At 64.8% G+C, this 17,651-nt stretch carries 18 protein-coding genes; 15 read left to right on the top strand and 3 right to left on the bottom strand.

Annotated elements, in window-relative coordinates; genetic code table 11:
• The first annotated feature begins 222 nt into the window (after positions 1-222).
• From EIO58_RS19585 to EIO58_RS00715, 7 genes are all read left to right on the top strand, one after another.
• Positions 223-408, top strand: coding sequence for a tautomerase family protein (locus EIO58_RS19585; RefSeq protein WP_164861450.1), 186 nt, complete (start codon positions 223-225; stop codon positions 406-408).
• A gap of 49 nt (positions 409-457) precedes the next feature.
• Positions 458-1,519 (top strand): VOC family protein, encoded by a 1,062-nt coding sequence (locus EIO58_RS00740; RefSeq protein ID WP_127817785.1) that lies wholly within the window; start codon positions 458-460, stop codon positions 1,517-1,519.
• A gap of 140 nt (positions 1,520-1,659) precedes the next feature.
• A complete protein-coding gene (locus EIO58_RS00735) occupies positions 1,660-2,313 on the top strand; it encodes a 2-keto-4-pentenoate hydratase (RefSeq protein ID WP_240658509.1) in 654 nt (217 codons plus the stop codon).
• A gap of 22 nt (positions 2,314-2,335) precedes the next feature.
• A complete protein-coding gene (locus EIO58_RS00730; RefSeq protein ID WP_127817783.1) occupies positions 2,336-3,253 on the top strand; it encodes an acetaldehyde dehydrogenase (acetylating) in 918 nt (305 codons plus the stop codon).
• On the top strand, positions 3,247-4,281 hold the full coding sequence (gene dmpG / locus EIO58_RS00725) for a 4-hydroxy-2-oxovalerate aldolase (RefSeq protein WP_240658508.1): 1,035 nt from the start codon (positions 3,247-3,249) through the stop codon (positions 4,279-4,281). The genes EIO58_RS00730 and dmpG overlap by 7 nt, the downstream gene beginning before the upstream one ends.
• On the top strand, positions 4,278-5,069 hold the full coding sequence (locus EIO58_RS00720) for a 2-keto-4-pentenoate hydratase (RefSeq protein ID WP_127817782.1): 792 nt from the start codon (positions 4,278-4,280) through the stop codon (positions 5,067-5,069). Before dmpG ends, EIO58_RS00720 begins: the two co-directional genes overlap by 4 nt.
• Positions 5,066-6,493: an aldehyde dehydrogenase gene (locus tag EIO58_RS00715; protein ID WP_127817781.1), complete on the top strand. Its 1,428-nt coding sequence runs from the start codon at positions 5,066-5,068 to the stop codon at positions 6,491-6,493. Before EIO58_RS00720 ends, EIO58_RS00715 begins: the two co-directional genes overlap by 4 nt.
• A 121-nt stretch (positions 6,494-6,614) precedes the next feature.
• Here the strand turns inward: EIO58_RS00715 and EIO58_RS00710 are convergent, their stop codons facing one another.
• From EIO58_RS00710 to EIO58_RS00700, 3 genes are read right to left on the bottom strand one after another with little or no spacing between them, the layout of a single operon-like run.
• Positions 6,615-7,466 carry a 3-hydroxyacyl-CoA dehydrogenase family protein gene (locus EIO58_RS00710; RefSeq protein ID WP_127817829.1) on the bottom strand — a complete coding sequence of 284 codons (852 nt, stop codon included), beginning with the start codon at positions 7,464-7,466 and terminating at the stop codon, positions 6,615-6,617.
• Between the two features lie 2 nt (positions 7,467-7,468).
• Positions 7,469-8,572 carry an MBL fold metallo-hydrolase gene (locus tag EIO58_RS00705; protein WP_127817780.1) on the bottom strand — a complete coding sequence of 368 codons (1,104 nt, stop codon included), beginning with the start codon at positions 8,570-8,572 and terminating at the stop codon, positions 7,469-7,471.
• Complete coding sequence (locus EIO58_RS00700; protein WP_127817779.1) at positions 8,553-9,440, bottom strand: enoyl-CoA hydratase-related protein; 888 nt, start codon at positions 9,438-9,440, stop codon at positions 8,553-8,555. Before EIO58_RS00700 ends, EIO58_RS00705 begins: the two co-directional genes overlap by 20 nt.
• A gap of 190 nt (positions 9,441-9,630) precedes the next feature.
• Between EIO58_RS00700 and EIO58_RS00695 the strand changes: the two genes are divergently transcribed.
• From EIO58_RS00695 to EIO58_RS00660, 8 genes are all read left to right on the top strand, one after another.
• Complete coding sequence (locus EIO58_RS00695) at positions 9,631-10,797, top strand: acyl-CoA dehydrogenase family protein (protein ID WP_127817778.1); 1,167 nt, start codon at positions 9,631-9,633, stop codon at positions 10,795-10,797.
• Between the two features lie 9 nt (positions 10,798-10,806).
• On the top strand, positions 10,807-11,886 hold the full coding sequence (locus tag EIO58_RS00690; protein WP_127817777.1) for an acyl-CoA dehydrogenase family protein: 1,080 nt from the start codon (positions 10,807-10,809) through the stop codon (positions 11,884-11,886).
• Positions 11,887-11,915: 29 nt separating this feature from the next.
• Complete coding sequence (locus EIO58_RS00685; protein ID WP_127817776.1) at positions 11,916-12,512, top strand: TetR/AcrR family transcriptional regulator; 597 nt, start codon at positions 11,916-11,918, stop codon at positions 12,510-12,512.
• A 214-nt stretch (positions 12,513-12,726) separates the two neighbouring features.
• The gene (locus EIO58_RS00680) at positions 12,727-13,491 is read left to right on the top strand and encodes an ABC transporter ATP-binding protein (protein WP_127817775.1); all 765 of its coding nucleotides are present in this window, start codon (positions 12,727-12,729) and stop codon (positions 13,489-13,491) included.
• Entirely contained in the window at positions 13,488-14,195 is a 708-nt protein-coding gene (locus EIO58_RS00675) for an ABC transporter ATP-binding protein (RefSeq protein ID WP_127817774.1), read from the top strand. Before EIO58_RS00680 ends, EIO58_RS00675 begins: the two co-directional genes overlap by 4 nt.
• 2 nt (positions 14,196-14,197) lie before the next feature.
• Entirely contained in the window at positions 14,198-15,091 is an 894-nt protein-coding gene (locus EIO58_RS00670) for a branched-chain amino acid ABC transporter permease (protein WP_127817773.1), read from the top strand.
• Entirely contained in the window at positions 15,088-16,140 is a 1,053-nt protein-coding gene (locus EIO58_RS00665; RefSeq protein WP_127817772.1) for a branched-chain amino acid ABC transporter permease, read from the top strand. Before EIO58_RS00670 ends, EIO58_RS00665 begins: the two co-directional genes overlap by 4 nt.
• A gap of 42 nt (positions 16,141-16,182) precedes the next feature.
• Entirely contained in the window at positions 16,183-17,445 is a 1,263-nt protein-coding gene (locus EIO58_RS00660) for an ABC transporter substrate-binding protein (RefSeq protein ID WP_127817771.1), read from the top strand.
• Positions 17,446-17,651: the final 206 nt, after the last annotated feature.

The raw sequence follows: 17,651 nt of genomic DNA, 5'->3' as shown, positions 1-17,651 counted from the left end.
TCTACTTAGAACGATCAGGAAACGAGTTCCTCTCATCCGAACCCGTACGCACATGGTGTTCTCCTGGCAATCGCCACCGTTCTGCTATTCCGGACGCGTCGGTTCGAGGGCTCCGGTAGCGCGTACGGTCCAAACAAGTCGACGAATCGAATGCCCGATTGAAACATCGTTCTCCGGGCTGACTCGCGCCGCGGATAGGGAGGACGCACGACCTTGCCTCTTGTGAGAGTTGACCTCAAAGAAGGACGCACGCCTGCTCAGATCGAAGAATTGCACCGGCGTCTCGCGACAGTGGTGTCAGAGATCGTCGAAGTGCCTCTCGACAGCGTGCGGACCTACATCACCCAGTTTCCCGCGACCGCTTGGGGAGTCGGCGGCGTTCCGTCCGCCGCAGTCACCGACCGCTGAGCGGCACACGCACGATTCACACGCGCTATCACTCGAAGAGGAGTCAACCATGATCCAAAGTCACCCACGACACGAACTAGCCCACCTCGCGAACGTCGAGCTGCTGACACCGAACATGGAGGGCAGTCTGTGGTTCTTCAAGGAGCTGCTCGGAATGCGCGAGGTCGCTCGGCAGGAAGACTCCGTCTACCTCCGGTGCTACGAGGACCCCTATCATCACAGTCTCAAACTGACGGCAGCGGACGAACCCGGCCTCGGTTCCATGGCCTGGCGCGCGACCTCCCGTGAAGCGCTGGAACGTCGTGCCGACGCGCTCGACAAGGCCGGTCTTGGAACGGGGTGGAAGAGCGGCGATCTCGGGGTCGGCCGAACCTGGGGCTTCGAGAGCCCCGACGGGCACCAGATGGAGATCATCTGGGATGTGGAGAAGTATCAGGCGCCGGAGGATCTTCGTAGCAGGATCCTGACCCGGCGCTCGAAGCGCCCTCTCCAAGGTATGCCGCCCCGCCGACTCGACCACGTCAATCTGATGGCATCCGACGTCACGGTGCAGAAAGACGTATTCGAGTCGGCACTCGGCTTCGAGACGCGCGAGCGCGTCGTGGACTTCACGACGGACACCGAGATCGGGGCGTGGATGAGCGTCAACATCCTGGGGCACGAGCTGGCGATCATGCGTGACATGACGGGGGCGAAGGGCCGGCTCCATCACCTCGCTTTCTGGTACGGCGTGCCGCAGCACAACACCGATGCGGCGGAGCTATGCCGCGAGTACGGGATCGAGATCGAAACCGGCCCCGACGTCCACGGGATCACCCAAGGAGCCTTCCTCTACGTCTTTGAGCCTGGCGGCAACCGGATCGAATTGTTCGGCAACTCCGGCATCCTCGAGCTCGAGCCCGACTTCGAGACGGTGACGTGGGATCTCGCCGACTTCGACACCGGCCTCGCGATCGGCGGCGCAAAGCTGCCCGCCGAGACATACTTCATCTACGGGACTCCGCCGCTGCCTGACCAGAAGAGCCTGCTGGCGCCCTCGAACGTACCCAGCCGGGTGCGGAAGCTCGACCCTGAGTTCGTGAAGCTTCCGGTGACCGAAAGCATCAACTGACGGGTGAGCCGGATATGACATCGTCAGCGCACGAATCCGCCGCCGCTCGACTGCTCGAGGCTTACCGGTCTGGGCAGGCGACGTCGCCGCTTTCCGCCGACTTTCCCGATTTCACCGTGGAGGATGCTTACCAGGTACAGATGATCCAGGTCGGGAGGTGGGTGGCCGACGGCGACCGCATCGTCGGCCACAAGGTCGGGCTGAGCTCCCGCGCTATGCAGCGTCAGATGCGCGTCGACCGTCCGGACTTCGGTCATCTGACCCAGTCGATGGCATTCACGGACGAGGCGCCGATCACGGCAGGTTTTCTCCAGCCCCGGATCGAACCAGAGATCGCGCTGGTGCTCGGTCGCGGCCTAAGCGGACCTGGGGTGACGCTCGCGCAGGCGATCTCCGCCGTCGACTATGTCCTCCCGGCGTTGGAGATCATCGACTCCCGGATCGCGAACTGGCGGATCGGAATCGTGGACACCGTCGCGGACAACGCCTCCTCGGGTGGGTTCGTGGTGGGGCAGCGTCCACGTCTTTTGCGCGAGGTGGATCTGGCGTTCGCGGGTGCGGTGCTCACTCGCGACGGCGAAATCGTCGGAACGGGAGCGGGCGGTGCGGTTCTCGGAGGCCCGTTGAACTCACTCGTGTGGCTTGCGAACACGCTGGGTGGATTCGGCGAGTCGCTCGCGGCGGGATCGGTCGTGCTTCCGGGGTCGATGACCAAGGCTGTCCCTGTCACACGCGGATGCAGTTTTCATCTGCAGGTCGCGGGCCTCGGACACGTCAGTGCGGTCTTCGCGTGATTGCCACACCAAAGGAGAAGACATGGACAAGGTGATCGCAGCGATCGTGGGACCCGGGAACATAGGCACCGATCTGATGGTCAAACTGCGACGGAGCGAGCTGATCGATCTCCGCTACATGGTGGGAGTCGACCCCTCGTCGGACGGCCTCCGCCGAGCCCGTGAAGCCGGCCTCAACGCGTCCGCGGACGGCGTCGACTGGCTCCTCGCACAGGAGCCGCGCCCTCGAATCGTGTTCGAAGCGACCTCGGCGCGAGCGCACGAAGCCAACGCCGACAAGTATCGCGATGCCGGCATCGTCGCGGTCGACCTGACTCCTGCCGCCATCGGGCCCTATGTGTCACCGGCGGTCAACATCGACGAGCACCTGGCTGCGCAGAACATCAACATGATCACGTGCGGGGGTCAGGCCACGATTCCGATCGTGGACGCGGTATCGCGTGTGACACCGGTCGCGTACGCCGAGATCGTCGCATCCATCTCGTCGCGGTCCGCAGGACCCGGCACCCGCGCGAACATCGATGAGTTCACGCATACGACGTCACTTGCCGTCGAGCGCGTGGGAGGAGCGCAACGAGGCAAGGCGGTGGTCATCCTCAACCCTGTCGACCCGCCGATGATCATGCGTGACACCGTCTACTGTTCGCTGGAGCCGGGGACCGATCAGGATGCTGTGACCGCATCGATCAAGCGTGCGGTCCGCGACGTCCAACGGTACGTGCCGGGGTACGAACTCGTCACTGAACCCCAGTTCGACGATCCCCGTGAGGAATGGGGCGGTCGTGGCAGAGTCGCCGTCTTCCTCCGGGTGGCGGGCAATGGAGACTACCTGCCGGAGTACGCGGGCAATCTCGACATCATGACGGCCGCCGCCGCACAAGTCGGCGAGCTGGTGGCCCGCCGCATTCTGGTTTCGCCGAACGAAGGAGTCGTGTGTTGAGTTCTCCGAGCATCGACGTACGGCTTACCGACACGACGCTTCGCGACGGCAGTCATGCGATGTCACATCAATTCACGGAGGAGAACATACGTGACACGGTGCGAGCCTTGAACGGGGCAGGGGTCCCAGTCATCGAGGTCTCGCATGGCGAGGGCTTGGGCGGATCCTCGTTCAATTACGGATTCTCTGGAACGGACGAGAAGATCCTCATCGCCGCGGCCGTGGAAGAAGCGAGCTCGTCGAAGATCGCGTGCCTCCTCGTACCGGGAGTCGGCACGTTCGACGATGTGAAGTGGGCGAGTGATGCGGGGGTATCGGTGCTTCGGGTCGCGACGCATTGCACCGAGGCCGATGTCTCCATCCAGCACTTCGGACTTGCTCGTGACCTCGGGCTCGAGACCGTGGGCTTCCTGATGATGTCGCATTCGGTGGCGCCGGAGATCCTCGCGCGGCAGGCGAGGATCATGGCCGACGCTGGATGCCAATGCGTGTATGTTGTCGACTCAGCCGGCGCCCTCATCCTCGACGATGCCGCAGACCGGGTGGCGGCCGTTGTCGCCGAGCTCGGTGTCGACGCGCAGGTCGGCTTCCACGGTCATCAGAATCTGTCGCTGGGAGTGGCGAACTCGATCCTGGCCTACCGCGCCGGTGCCCGCCAGATCGATGGCACCCTCTACGCGCTTGGAGCGGGCGCCGGCAATTCGCCCACGGAGGTGCTGACGGCGGTTTTCGACAAGCTGGGCGTGCGCACGGGCGTCGACCTCGACGGCGTGCTCGGTGCCGCGGACGACATCGTGGCCGACTACATCCGTCGCTGGCCGAAGATGGATCGGTCCTCGATCATCCAAGGTTATGCCGGTGTCTACTCCAGCTTCCTTCTCCACGCCGAGCGCGCGGGCGCGCGGTATGGCGTGCCTCCTCACGAGATCCTGCGGAAAGTCGGTGAACTCGGCTACGTGGGAGGACAGGAGGACATGATCATCGATGTGGCGCTGCAACTGTCCGCGGAGCGGAGCCGCGCCCGATGAACGCGTCAGACGTCGCCAAGGCCGCCGGCATTCTCCTAGAGGCGGAGCGGAGTGGGCGGCCGCTTCCTCAGCTCACCGTCGCGTGGCCAAACATGTCCGAAGCGGACGCGTACGCCGTACAACGTGAGACGCTGCGCATGCGGGTGGCCCGCGGCGAGTCGGTTGTGGGGATCAAGCTCGGTCTCACGTCTCGGGCTAAACAAACGACGATGGGGATCGATTCGCCGACGGTCTCGTGGCTGACCGATGCGATGCGGCTCCGGCTGAATGAGCCCGTGGCCGCCTCCGGATTCATTCACCCCCGGGCTGAGCCGGAGATCGCGTTCGTCCTCGGCAGAGAACTCCGCGGAAGAGTGACTCCGGAGCAGGCGCTCTCAGCCGTCGAACGGGTCCACGCAGCCGTGGAGATCATCGACAGCCGGTACACCGACTTCCAGTTCCGCATCGAGGACACAATCGCGGACAACTCGTCGTCGGGCGGCTTCGTCATCAGCCCCGTAGGGCTCCGGCCGAATGACGTCGATCTTTTTTTCGAGCCAGTTCTCTTGACCGAAGCGGGGATCGTGGTGGACAGCGCGACCGGTGCGGCTGTGTACGGCCACCCCGGCGAGGCGCTCGCCTGGGCTGTGAACGCGCTTGCCGAGCAAGGCCTCGCAGTGCCTCGCGGATCCATCGTGCTGACCGGCGGGATGACCGACGCGATCCCGTTGCGGGCGGGGGTTGCGGTGGCGGCGCGGTTTGGTCGTCTCGGCTCCGTAGAGGTACGAGTTTCAGGAGGTGCGTCATGAATCGATACGGGCACGTCATCGGCGGAGTAGAGGTCGACTCAGTGGACGGGAAGCGCTTCCCCACGGTCGATCCGTGGACTCGTCAGAGCTGGGCGGACGTCGCGCTCGGCTCCGCGCCGGACGCCGAGCGCGCTGTCCATGCAGCCCGAACCGCCTTCGACGAGGGCCCGTGGCCAAGGATGAGCTCGGTGGAACGCGGGCAGATTCTGCATCGAATCGCGGACCTCATCGAGGCGAACGGCGAAGAACTGGGATTGGCCGATACTCATGACATGGGCAAGCCGATCGCGCAGAGCGTCGGCAACGACATCCCTCGGAGCGCGATGAATTTCCGCTTCTTCGCAGACCACGCCCGGTTGGCCACTGCTGAGAGCTACCCGATGGGTGACGGCTTCCACGCGTACAGCCGGTACGAGCCGGCCGGCGTCGTGGCGGCAATCGCGCCGTGGAACTTCCCACTCATGATGGCGACATGGAAGGTGGCGCCGGCTCTCGCCTGGGGAAACACGGTCATCTTGAAGCCCTCTGAGCATTCCCCCGTGAGCGGCACCATCCTCGGACGGCTGGCCCTCGAAGCCGGTCTTCCGCCCGGCGTCTTGAACGTTGTGCAGGGGTTCGGTCCCTCATCTGCGGGTGAAGCGCTCACCGCCGACCGCCGCGTGGATCGGGTTACGTTCACAGGCGAATCGGCCACCGGGCGGACCATCGCTCGAGCGGCGGGAGGGAACCTTGCGGGCGTCTCCCTCGAGCTCGGCGGGAAGGGCGCGAACATCGTGTTCGACGATGCCGATCTGGACAACGCCGTCGACTGGTCCATGCGCGCCATCTTCACGAACACGGGGCAGGTGTGCTTGGCAGGAAGTCGGCTGTACGTGCAGTCCGGGATCTATCCAGATTTCCTCGCCCGGTTCGTCGAGAAGTCCGAAGCCATGCGGTTCGGCGACCCTAAGGATCCGGCGACTCAACTCGGGCCCCTCTCGTCCGAGGCACACTTCAAGAAGGTGTCGTCGTACCTGGACACGGTGGCCGAAGACGGCGGGAAGATCGTCACAGGGGGCCGAGGTGCCGGATGGTCCGTGGCTCCAACCGTCGTCACCGGCGCCGGCCCGAACGCTCGGGTGATGCGCGAGGAGATTTTTGGCCCGGTCGTGACGCTCTCGGAATTCCAGACGGAGGGTGAAGCGGTGGCCTTTGCGAATGACACACCCTACGGCCTGAACGCGATGGTGTTTACGACCGACCTCAGCCGGGCCCATCGTGTTGCGGCGCTGCTGAAAGCGGGCAGTGTGTGGGTCAACTGCTTCTTCATCCGGGATCTTCGTGCACCCTTCGGCGGTGCCGGCGACTCCGGCATCGGCCGTGAGGGTGGCGCCTTCAGCCGCGAGTTCTTCACCGAGCCGAAAGCGGTGATCGTCCAGCTTTGACCAAGGCCGAGTCAAGCGCCGTGCGGGCACCGTTCGCGCGTCAGCCCCCGCGCCGCGAGCTAGCAGACAGTCCCAACGTGCTGGTCAGACCGTGAGCGGGTCGCGCTGGCGTTCGATCGCCCTATTGATAGTCGAGAACTCCACGCCCGCTCTTGCGCCCCAATCGCCCTGACCCGACGAGCCTTCGGAGCAGCGGTGGGACGGCGTAGGCGTCGTCGGCGTACTCGCGGTGCATGGACTCTGCGGCGGCCGCCACCACGTCGAGCCCGACGAAGTCGCTCAGCTCCAGGGGCCCAAGCGGGTGCCCGCATCCCAGCCGCATGCCCGTGTCGATGTCTTCGGCCGTCGCCCTGCCTGAATCCAGCATTCGAAATGCGGACAGCAGGTACGGGATCAGCAGGGCGTTCACGACGAACCCCGCCCGGTCGGGTGAGACGATCGGTGTCTTCCCAAGCCGGTTGCGAGCGAAGTCCGCGACCGCATCGGCGATGGCCGGATCGGTCTGTACCGCGGACACCACCTCCACGAGCGCCATAACGGGAGCAGGGTTGAAGAAGTGCAGCCCCACCACACGCTCCGGGCGGTCGGCCACAGCGGCGAGATCAGTGAGCGGGATAGACGATGTGTTCGATGCCAAGACCGCGTCGGGTCGGCTCACCGCTCCCAGCGTGCGGAAGATCGCAAGCTTGGCGTCGAGAAGCTCCGTCGCCGCCTCGATGATCAGGTCGCAATCGGCTAGAGCATTCAAGTCCGTCGCGCCCCGGATCCGACCGCGCGCAGCATCGACCGCTGACGAATCGATCCGGCCGCGTGCCAGGGCCTTTTCCAGGGACGCGTCGATCCTCCCCGTCCCCCGGGCAAGGCGGGACTGATCGAACTCGATCGCCACTACCTGGCAGCCTGCCGTCGCCGCCACCTCGGCTATCCCACTTCCCATGAGACCCAGTCCGATGACCCCGACTCGATCGAACATCGTCACGACCCGTCCCGGCTGAGGAGCGCATCCCGCTGGCCCGCTTCAGAACGAGGGCGGGTCGCAATTCGTCCTGTCATCGCGTTGACGCCGTTCGCGTACTCCACGTGGCTGGCGCATTCGGACAGGGCTAGCCGCCGGGTCAGACCGTGAAGTGAATCCCAGCCGCGGGACCACCTGATCAGGGGTGCAAGGCCCCACACATCCGTTGCTTCGGACTCGTGTGCGACCGCGGCCACCTCGGCGTTCCTTCGGATGAGTGCGTGGTCCAGCTCCTCGACCCGCTGGCTCAGTCCCTCGAATCGGTACTCATGGCCGGGAAGTACGAGGGATGCCGGCCTCGACAGCAAGTGGCGCAGCGAAGCGCGGTAGCGTTTCAGCGGGTCGGTGAGGCCGTCAGTCCAGACGGATACATGGGGCGAGATTCTCGGGAGAACATGGTCTCCGGTGAAGACAGCATCCGACCGTTCGTCGATGAAGCACACATGGCCGGGAGTGTGGCCGGGCGTGGAGACCGTGATCAGGCCCACATCGGGAAGTACATCGCCGTCCTGGAGAAAGATGTCCACCGGAGGAACCACCGACGCTATCGCCTCCGGCGACCGATAGGTGTTCAGAGCGTCGCGTAATCCGTCCGGTACCCCCCAGGCTCTGAGAAGCGCGTCGTCGCGTGCGGCGGCGTCCGCTCCATCACGCACGGGAATCACCTCGCCGTCTCCGAGTGCGAACCAGGCTCCAGTCAGCTCCTGCAGTCGTCCTACCTGTCCGACATGATCGGGGTGTGCGTGGGTTCCGACTATTCCGCGCACGGATGTCATCGTCGCCCCCGCGCGCGACAGCCCCTCCACAAGGGCATCCCAGCCCTGCGGGCTGGAGAGGCCGGGGTCGACGACCACCCAGGATTTCGCGCGACGGACCGCGTAGCAGAGCGTGTAGCGAATCGGCAACCCTGGCGCCGGGACGGGGATCGACCAGACGTGCTCCGCGACGCGTGAGACGTCGGGGATGGACCTCCGACTCCAGGCGCCGAACTCCTGCAGATCCGACGGGCGCACGAGGCTCGTGGCTCTCAGCGGAGGCAGCGCGTCACCGCGGGCGGAAACCATAGTCGCCGTACGGCTTGTCGCGCCACTCCAGAGCGGCCTTCAGGCCTTCGTTCCGGAGCTTGTCGGTCCAAGCATGATTCGCGACGGTGTTCTGTCCGAGTGCGTCGAGTTCGGTGGCCGAGGCGATCGACGACCGCACGCCCATGTTTTCGACGAACCTGTTCGCGGCCGCCTTTGTGACGGCGAGGTGGTCGGCGGACATGTTCGCAACCCGATCCGCGAGGGCGATCGTGCGGCTGTCGAGCTCCTCCTCGTCCCACGCGTAGTTGACGATGCCTAGTTCCGCCGCCTGCTCACCCGAAACCGAGTCACCGGTAAGAAGCAGTTCCTTCGCCTTGCGCCAACTCGTGACGAGCGGGAGAAGTGCGGCGTTGCGAGCGACTCCTAGGCCGCGGCTCCCGGGGTGCCCGATGATGCAGTCCTTGGATGCGGTCGCGAGGTCGGCCATCGCTGCCCACTCAAGACCCCCGGCGATGCAGAACCCGTGAACTTGCGCGATCGTCACCTTGGCCATGCTCCACATGTAAAGCTGCGCTTCGGCGCCGCGCTTCAGCCCGTTGGCGAAGTTCATGGCGAGCGGGCGACCGTCCCCGTCGAAGATCGGGTAGGCGCCGCCCGTATACGCCGGGTCTTCGTTGCCGACGTTGGGGTTGCCGAGGTCCCACCCGGCGCTGAACGCTCTTCCCGCGCCACGGAGAATGATGACCCGTGCGGTCATGTCGGACTCGAGGACGCGGAGCGCGTCCATCAGTTCCGCGACCATCTGAGGAGAGAGGATGTTGAGCTTCTCGGGGTTGTTTAAGGTGATCCGGGCGACCCGCCCGTCCGTTCCGACGCGATCCACCAGGATCTGCTCGTACGTCCTCATGAGGAGACTCCATTCGCTGAGCTACGCTGCTTCACCGTTGCCGGCACACCAACACTAGATGCCCGTTCTACTCGTCGTCAATGTCAACGTGACCGATCACGCTCGTCTGGTAGCTTTGCCGAGGTCGCTTCATGAGCTACGGTGAAACCTATACCTAGATCAGCGTTCTAGTTACGAGGCGGTAATAGGAATGGATTTCACGGAGTCCGAGGATGAGCAGCGGTTCCGGCTGGAGCTGAGGTCGTGGCTCGAAGCGAACATCCCTACCGAGTGGCGCGAGCGCGAGGGTTTCGCAGCGCACGACGAGACGTTCCTGCGCGAGTGGAGCGCCAAGCTCGCCGACGCAGGCTGGGTCGGTCTCACCTGGCCCGTCGAGTACGGCGGGCGAGGTCTCGCGCCGTCCTACCAGAACATCTACTTGGAGGAACTCGCGCGTGCCGATGCTCCCGACCACGTGAACGTGATCGGCATTGGCTTCGCCGGGCCCACGATCATCAACTGGGGCACGGAAGAGCAGAAGGCGACTTACCTTCCGGCGATTCTCCGAGGCGATGAGGTCTGGTGCCAGGGATTCTCCGAGCCGGGAGCGGGATCCGACCTCGGAAGCGCGCGCACCAAGGCTGTCCTGGATGGCGATGAGTGGGTCGTCAACGGTCAGAAGGTGTGGTCGTCGTTCGCTCACATGGCGGACCGCTGCATCCTCGTCGTGCGTACGGAGCCGCACGCCCCGAAGCACCTCGGACTGAGCTTCCTCCTGGTCGACATGAAAAGTCCGGGCATCGATGTCCGTCCATTGCCGCAGATCACGGGCGTACCGGAGTTCAACGAGATGTTTTTCGACGACGTTCGCGTGCCGAGGGACAGCATGCTCGGCGCACGCGGCGAAGGATGGAAGGTCGCCATGACGACGCTCAGACACGAGCGCGGCACAGCCGCCATGGGAATGGCGCTCAGCCTCGAGAAGCAGCTGTCGGCATTCTTCGACTTCCTGGTCGAGCGTGACCTCACGGAGGATCCTCGACTGCGGGAAGCCCTGGGCGACGCGTGGGTTCGTCTGCATGCCCTTCGGTTCACCAATATGCGGATGCTCAGCGATCCGAAGAACGTCGATGGGGTGCCCGGACCGGAGAGTTCCGTTGCAAAGCTCACCTGGAGCGACGCCAATCAGGCGCTCACGAAGGCGGCGCTGGATGCACAGGGGCTCGTGGGCGGGCTCGACGGTGCTGATGCCTGGAGCAACGGCTTCTGGCAGGGGCAGCGACTGCGAGCACGAGCGAACACCATCGAGGGCGGCTCGTCCGAAATCTTGAAGAACGTCATCGCCGAGCGAGTACTCGGCCTTCCCCGAAGCAGATAGGCACCTCGAATGGATTTCTCCTTCAGCGAAGAACAAGGCGAGCTTCGTGCCTATGCGCGAGAGTTCCTGGCAGCAAATCTTCCGCCCTCGCGGGTGGCCGAGATCGCCGACGGCGAGGGCGGCAGCAATCCGGACTTGGTGAACGAACTGGCAGGGCTGGGGTGGTTCGACGCAGACCTCTCCTTCCTAGACCAGGCCGTGCTGTTTGAAGAGGCCGGCTACGCCCTGCTTGCGGGCGCATGGTTCATGACGACGGCCTTCGTGCGCCCGCTGCTCTCGAACGACGATCCGCTCGCGCGCCGCATCGATGCCGGGGAGGTGCGAGCGACGTTCGCGTGGGCGGAGAACGCCGGGAACACCTCGGTCCTCGATATCGTCGACACGCGTGCGGAGATTCAGGCCGACGGAATCGCGTTCGGGAGGAAGATCCTCGTTCCGGACGCACAGGACGCAGACGTTGCGCTCGTCCCGTTGCGGCAAGGGGATGCCGTCCTGCTCTGCGAGGTGGCCCTTGGTCCAGACGTGCGACGGCCGTTGCAGTCGCTTGACGGAACCCGGCGTCTCTTCGAGATCGACCTCGATGGGGTCACCGCCCGTCCAGTGCGGTTGGTGACCGATCGACTGGACCTCGCGGCGCTTCACGTCCGCGTCCTTTCCGCGCTGAGCTGCGAGGCGGTGGGTGTCGCGCGACGTGCCCTCGACATCGCGGTCGCTTACGCGAAGGAGCGCGAGCAGTTCGGCAAGATCATCGGCACATACCAAGGTGTGTCGCACCGGTTGTCCGAAGTCTTCAAGGAGATCGAACTCGCACGCTCGCTCGCGTACCGATCAGCCTGGGCCGTCGAGACGGGGGTGGCCTCGGAGGCAACGCACTACGTGCTTGCGAGAGCAGCGAAAGCGCAGGCAGGCAGCGCTGCCGTCTTCGCTGCGGAACAGGCCATCCAAGTGCTCGGCGGAATCGGGATGACCTGGGATCACCCGATCCATCGCTGGTTGAAGCGCGCCATGCTGCTCTCGGCGTGGGAGGGCGATGCGGCGCGCCATCGCGTGGAGATCGCCGACGCGCTCATCGCGCGCGGGTCGATTTAGCACCCGCGTCGCACGGCTATGGTGGAGCGATGTACGAGATCGTGCCGGTGGAGGCCATGTCGCCGGTGCAACTCCGGAAGCGGAAGTTGATCCTCGACGCCGTTATCAAACTCGTCGATCGAGACGGCGTGGATGCGGTCGGCGTCAAGTCGGTCTCCACCGAATCGGGGATAGCCCTTGCCACCATTTACCGATTCTTCTCCTCGAAAGAGCACCTGTTCGCATCAGCGATCACGTATTGGGGTGAGCCCCTTGCGGCCAGGACTCCCGACCCGGATCCGGAGCAGAGCCTCGACGAGCAGCTCGTCGCGACCGTCAGGCGCGGGACCCACGCGTACCTCCGCCACCCCAACCTGCTAGCGATGATGGTGCAGTCCTCGGTCTCCAGCGATCCATACGTCAGCGAGATCATGGCGGAGCTGAGGCGGACCACGAGGCTTGCGCTGGTGCGCAGCATGCCCGGCTACCCCGAGGCGGACGCATTCGCCCTCTCCGAGCTCGTCCAGTCGCTGTGGTGGGACCTGCTCACTCAGTGGTTCGTAGGCCGCAGGAGCATGGCGGATGGCCTTGACCTAGCTCGACGTCAGATCCGGTGGGCGGTCCAGGGCCTCGACGCCGACCGCTGAACTAGAACCCAGTTCTCTACGTCGGCCTCGGGGCTGACTACGGGCGGCTCTGTGCGGGGTGTCGTAACACCGTGCCATCGCCGCGGCCCGCATCCCATGAGGTTACACGACTCGGGGCCCAAGGCATTTCAGGTCCATCGCTGGACCTCACTAGAATGCTGATCTACTATTGACTCACCCGAATCGTCGGCGTGACTCGCAAAGGAGCGATCAAGTGCCAGATCTCCAGATCACCGACCTCACCCTGAAGTTCGGCGGCGTAAACGCGCTGACGGACGTGTCGATGACGGTCTCGGCCGGCGCGATGGTCGCGCTCGTCGGCCCCAACGGCGCAGGCAAGAGCAGCCTCTTCAACTGCATCAACCGGCTGTACACACCCAACAGCGGTTCGATCACCTACGGGGAGGAATCTGTCCTGCATCTCCCCGCGCACAGGATTTCGCGGATCGGAATCGCCAGGACATTCCAGAACATCTCGTTTGTCCCCAGCCTCACCGTTCTGGAGAACCTCATGATCGCCGATCCGACCGCGCGCCGGCTCGGCTCCTTCGGGGACACGCTGCGGCTGCCGTGGTCGGTCGCTCGAGAAAAGCGTCTCCGCGACCGTGCTTTGGCCGCCTTGGACGCGCTCGATCTGCTGGACACCGCCCAGCGGAAGCCGAAGGAATTGTCGTTCGGCACTCTCAAGCGTGCTGAGATCTCGCGCGCTCTCCTACTGGAACCGACTCTTCTGCTCATTGACGAGCCCGTCGGTGGCCTCAACGAGAACGAGATCGGCGAACTCGCACAGCTGCTCCGCCGCGTAAGGGACGACTTTCAGACTGCGGTGCTCCTCGTGGAGCACCACATGGGGTTTGTGATGTCCCTGGCGGAGACGGTGATCGTTTTGGACGGCGGACGGAAGATCGCGGAGGGCACACCGCGCGAAGTGTCATCCGACCCGAAAGTCATCGAGGCCTACCTGGGGGTGGCGGCATGAGCGAAATCCTGAATGTCTCGGGGCTTCATGCGGGATACGGTGCAGGCGACGTCCTGGTGGACATCAGCGTCTCCGTCTCGGGTGGCGAAGCCGTCGCGATCCTCGGTGCGAATGGGGCAGGGAAGACCACCCTCCTCCGGTCGATCTCCGGCCTCCTCAAGTCCCGCGGCGAGGTCGTCTTCCTCGGACAGTCGCTCTCCGGACGCCCGCCGTACAAGCGGGCACGCGCCGGGCTCGCTCATGTGCCCCAGGGCCGCGGCACGTTGTCTCACCTCACGGTCGCCGAGAACCTCTGGGCCGGCGCGCATGCATCTGGCCGAGAGCGCAAGGAGATCATCGCGCACTGGTTCGATGTCTTCCCTCGTCTTGGAGAACGACGCAACCAGATGGCGGGAAGCCTGAGCGGCGGTGAGCAGCAACTCCTCGCGGTCGCGAGGGCGATGGCAGGGAATCCGCAGCTCGTCCTCCTGGATGAGCCGTCGCTCGGACTCGCTCCCCTCATGGTGAAAAGCGTCTTCGCGGAGCTGAAGCGCATAAACAGCGAATTCGGCACGGCGCTCCTGATCGTGGAGCAGAACGCCACGGCCTCGTTGAGCATCGCTGACCGAGCGTACGTCCTGGAAGCCGGCCGAGTAACCGTCGAAGGGGCGGCAGCCGACCTCGCCGCTAATGACCACGTTCGTCGCGCCTACTTGGGAATCTGATTATGGACCTCTTTCTGCAGCGTGTTCTCGACGGCCTCAGCGACGGTGCGGTTTACGCACTCTTCGCGCTCGCAGTGGTCCTCGTCTTCCGAACGACGGGGTTCATCAACTTCGCCCAAGGCGAGATGGCCATGGTGTGCGCATTCATCGCATGGAAGTTCTTCGACCCGAATCTGGGGTTCGGCTGGCCCCTCGCCGCCGCCATCCTGGTCGGGATCGTGGCGGGGTTCGTCCTGGGCGCAGCCACTGAGCGGATCGTCATCCGACCGTTCGAGGGAGGCGATCATCTCCGGTTGGGGATCGCGAGCATGGGTCTGCTGCTCATCTTCAATTCCCTGGCGGCCTTCATCTTCGGCACGACCACGCAGCGGTTGCCGAGCATCTTCGGAAACGGCAGCGTCCAGATCGGGAACGCGACGATCGGCATCGACACGCTCGGGCAGTTCGTCGTACTCGGGGTGGTCGCACTCCTGCTCTGGCTGTTGTTCACTCGCACGACCCTCGGCGTCACGCTCCGAGCCTCCAGCCAGAACGCCGACAGCAGTCAACTGCTTGGCATCGATGTCCGCCGCAATCTGCTGGTGGGCTGGGGACTCGCCGGTCTGCTCGGGGCGACGGCCGCGATCATGATCGCCCCGTCGCTGTACGTGAGTCCGAATCTGATGGCGAACGTCATGCTCTACGGCTTCGTTGCCGCAGTCGTCGGCGGACTCGACAGCTCCATCGGCGCGGTCGTCGGTGGTCTGCTCGTCGGGCTGGTCCAGGCGTTGTCGAGCGGCTACATCGACTTCATCGGGACGCAACTGCAGCTGGCATCCGCGCTGGTGGTCGTCGTCGCGATTCTTCTCATTCGTCCTCAAGGCCTCTTCGGGCGCGCACGATTGGAGCGAGTATGACCAGCATCAAGGAAGTCGTCGCGACGGGAACGGTCCGCACGTCCGTCGTCACGGCCGATCCGACGCGGTGGGCGCGAACGGGTGTGTGGATCGCGGTGGCCCTAATCGTCCTCCTCGTGCCGCTCCTGACGGATCGCATCACCATGCGAGCAGTCGGCGATGTGGCAGTGTTCGCCGTCGTGATCATGAGCTCGAACCTGCTGACGGGCGTCACCGGTCAGATCTCACTCGCACAGGGCGCGTTCTTCGGCATGGGTGCATACACGACCGCGATGCTGGTGCAGAACCTTGATATGAGCTACTGGGCGAGCCTTCCGATAGCCGTGCTCGTCGCGGCGACTGTCGGAGCCATTGCAGGCCTTCCGGCGCTTCGGATTGCGGGACTGCATCTCGCGCTGGTGACCCTGGGGTTGGCGCTGGTCTTCCCCACCGCAATACTCCGGCTCGGCGACGCGGGTGGTGGACCGGCCGGGCTCTCGGTTGACAAGTCGCTCGAGATGCCGCCCTGGTTCCCGTTCGCCGACTCGGTGTGGACATACTGGGTGCTCGCGATCGTCATGCTCCTCGTCCTCCTCGCCTCCCACAATCTGCTCAAGAGTCGGACCGGGCGAACCCTGTTCGCCATCCGAGACCAGCCTCTCCTGGCCGCCGCATTGGGAACGAACGTGCGCGTCGTCAAGGTCGTAACCTTCGCTGGTGCCTCCGGGCTCGCGGGGCTTGCCGGCTGGATGTTCACCGCGCAGCACCACTTCGTGAGTCCCGCGGACTTCGGCGTGTTCCTCTCGCTGAACATCCTTCTCGCCATGACGCTCGGTGGAGCGGGAACGGTGGCCGGCCCGCTCCTAGGCGCCATCTTCCTTCGGTTCATTCCCGACGTGAGCGATGCGGCAGGCGTTCCGCTGATACTGGCGCCGGCGGTTACCGGCGTCATCCTCATCCTCGCGCTCCTCTTCCTCCCTCAAGGGCTTGCAGGCATCCCGTCACGCGTTGCCGAACTTTGGCGGCGGTTCATCCGTAACCGAACTGCCGCTACTGGCGACAGGACCTGACGAGCGCGCCCGCGCTCATGCGAACTCAAGGAAGAGAGCAGCATGCAATCAACAATCCGCAGGGCCATCGCCGTCGCTTCGATCGTGGTGTGCTCGAGCTTGGCCGGATGCGCGGCCGGCGGGTCGGCGCTGAGCGCAGGCGAAGAGTCCGACTGCTCCCAGCCTCCGACGACCGGTGTCGATGACGACACGATCAAGATCGGGGCCACTGTCCCGCTGTCGGGGGCGCTGTCCGTCTACGGCGGAGCCATCGCGGCGCAGCGGGCGTATTTCGACATGGTGAACGCGGAGGGTGGGGTGACGTCCAAGGACGGGAAGACCCGTCAGATCGAGCTCGTGGTGCTAGACGATGCGTATGACCCGTCGAAGGCGAAGACGAACACGGACGAGTTGGTCAACCGCGAGGAGGTGTTCGCCCTGAGTCACGCCTTCGGCACGTCGCAGCAACTCGCGGCGCGGCCGGTGCTGGAGGAGGCGTGTGCACCGTCGGTATGGATCGCCAGCGGCAACCCGGCGATCTCCGATCCGGAGCACCCTTATCTTGTCGGCATCGGGGTCCTCACCGTGGTGGAGGGGCAGGTGATGGCTCAGTACTTGCGGGAGAACATGCCCGATGCGACAGTGGCGATCCTCGCGCAGAACGGCGACTTCGGGGTGCCGTTCGTCGAGGGGTTCACCGAGACGATCGAGGGCAGCGGCGTCACGATCGTCGACACGCAGACATACGAGCCCACTGATACCGACGTGCGCGCCCAGGTGACCACGCTCGCAGCCTCGGGTGCGGACGCGTTCTTTATCGTCGGTACGGGCAACGCCGTGCTCCAGGCGATGAACAACGCGCACTCGCTGGGCTGGACGCCGCAGATCCTGGTCCCCCAGGGGGCCGCTGTCAGCTTGGACGTTCTGCGGAAGCTCGATCCGGGGGCGGCGGACGGAGCGTTGATCGGGAATGTATTCAAGGACCCCGAGCGCGATGCGGACGATCCGGCGATGAGGCTCTTCCTCGAGGAGTTCGCCAAGCAGCCAAACGCGAGCGGGTACTCCGAAGCGCATGCTCTCGGCGGATGGATCGCGGGGGAGTTGACGGTGAAGGTGCTGGAGTCGCTGGAGTCCGTCGATCGTGAAAGCTTCATCGACGCGGTCCATGACTTCCGCTACGACGCGATCACGGTGGTGAAGGACGGGATACCTCTGTACACCTCGCCAGGCGAGCCCTACATCGTCCGCGGCGAGGGCCTAGATGTATATGACGCTGGCGCCGGCACGCTATCGCCGTTCCAGGTCGTCGATGCCTCCGGCCGCTGACGACCCCGCCACTCGGAACGTGGCGTGTGTCCGAGTCCACACCTGTACGACATCTCACTGAGGAGGAAAAGCATGGATATGAGGAGAACGTTGGCCGTTGCCGCCGTGATGGTGGCGGTGGTCGGGTTGGCTGGTTGTGCGGGGGGATCCGCGATCGGTGGTGGTGGTGCGGAGGGTGATTGCTCGCAGCCGGCGACGACGGGTGT

The sequence above is a fragment of the Microbacterium sp. CPCC 204701 genome (assembly GCF_004010105.1).
Classification (GTDB): Bacteria; Actinomycetota; Actinomycetes; order Actinomycetales; family Microbacteriaceae; genus Microbacterium.
This window is presented reverse-complemented; position numbering and strand designations above follow the sequence as displayed.

What these genes read in the sequence shown, in the direction of transcription:
- EIO58_RS00740 (WP_127817785.1), top strand. Translation starts at nt 458, where the DNA reads ATGATCCAAAGTCACCCACGACACGAACTAGCCCACCTCGCGAACGTC.
- EIO58_RS00735 (WP_240658509.1), top strand. Translation starts at nt 1,660, where the DNA reads ATGATCCAGGTCGGGAGGTGGGTGGCCGACGGCGACCGCATCGTCGGC.
- EIO58_RS00730 (WP_127817783.1), top strand. Translation starts at nt 2,336, where the DNA reads ATGGACAAGGTGATCGCAGCGATCGTGGGACCCGGGAACATAGGCACC.
- EIO58_RS00720 (WP_127817782.1), top strand. Translation starts at nt 4,278, where the DNA reads ATGAACGCGTCAGACGTCGCCAAGGCCGCCGGCATTCTCCTAGAGGCG.
- EIO58_RS00715 (WP_127817781.1), top strand. Translation starts at nt 5,066, where the DNA reads ATGAATCGATACGGGCACGTCATCGGCGGAGTAGAGGTCGACTCAGTG.
- EIO58_RS00710 (WP_127817829.1), bottom strand. Translation starts at nt 7,466, where the DNA reads ATGTTCGATCGAGTCGGGGTCATCGGACTGGGTCTCATGGGAAGTGGG.
- EIO58_RS00705 (WP_127817780.1), bottom strand. Translation starts at nt 8,572, where the DNA reads ATGGTTTCCGCCCGCGGTGACGCGCTGCCTCCGCTGAGAGCCACGAGC.
- EIO58_RS00700 (WP_127817779.1), bottom strand. Translation starts at nt 9,440, where the DNA reads ATGAGGACGTACGAGCAGATCCTGGTGGATCGCGTCGGAACGGACGGG.
- EIO58_RS00695 (WP_127817778.1), top strand. Translation starts at nt 9,631, where the DNA reads ATGGATTTCACGGAGTCCGAGGATGAGCAGCGGTTCCGGCTGGAGCTG.
- EIO58_RS00690 (WP_127817777.1), top strand. Translation starts at nt 10,807, where the DNA reads ATGGATTTCTCCTTCAGCGAAGAACAAGGCGAGCTTCGTGCCTATGCG.
- EIO58_RS00685 (WP_127817776.1), top strand. Translation starts at nt 11,916, where the DNA reads ATGTACGAGATCGTGCCGGTGGAGGCCATGTCGCCGGTGCAACTCCGG.
- EIO58_RS00675 (WP_127817774.1), top strand. Translation starts at nt 13,488, where the DNA reads ATGAGCGAAATCCTGAATGTCTCGGGGCTTCATGCGGGATACGGTGCA.
- EIO58_RS00670 (WP_127817773.1), top strand. Translation starts at nt 14,198, where the DNA reads ATGGACCTCTTTCTGCAGCGTGTTCTCGACGGCCTCAGCGACGGTGCG.
- EIO58_RS00665 (WP_127817772.1), top strand. Translation starts at nt 15,088, where the DNA reads ATGACCAGCATCAAGGAAGTCGTCGCGACGGGAACGGTCCGCACGTCC.
- EIO58_RS00660 (WP_127817771.1), top strand. Translation starts at nt 16,183, where the DNA reads ATGCAATCAACAATCCGCAGGGCCATCGCCGTCGCTTCGATCGTGGTG.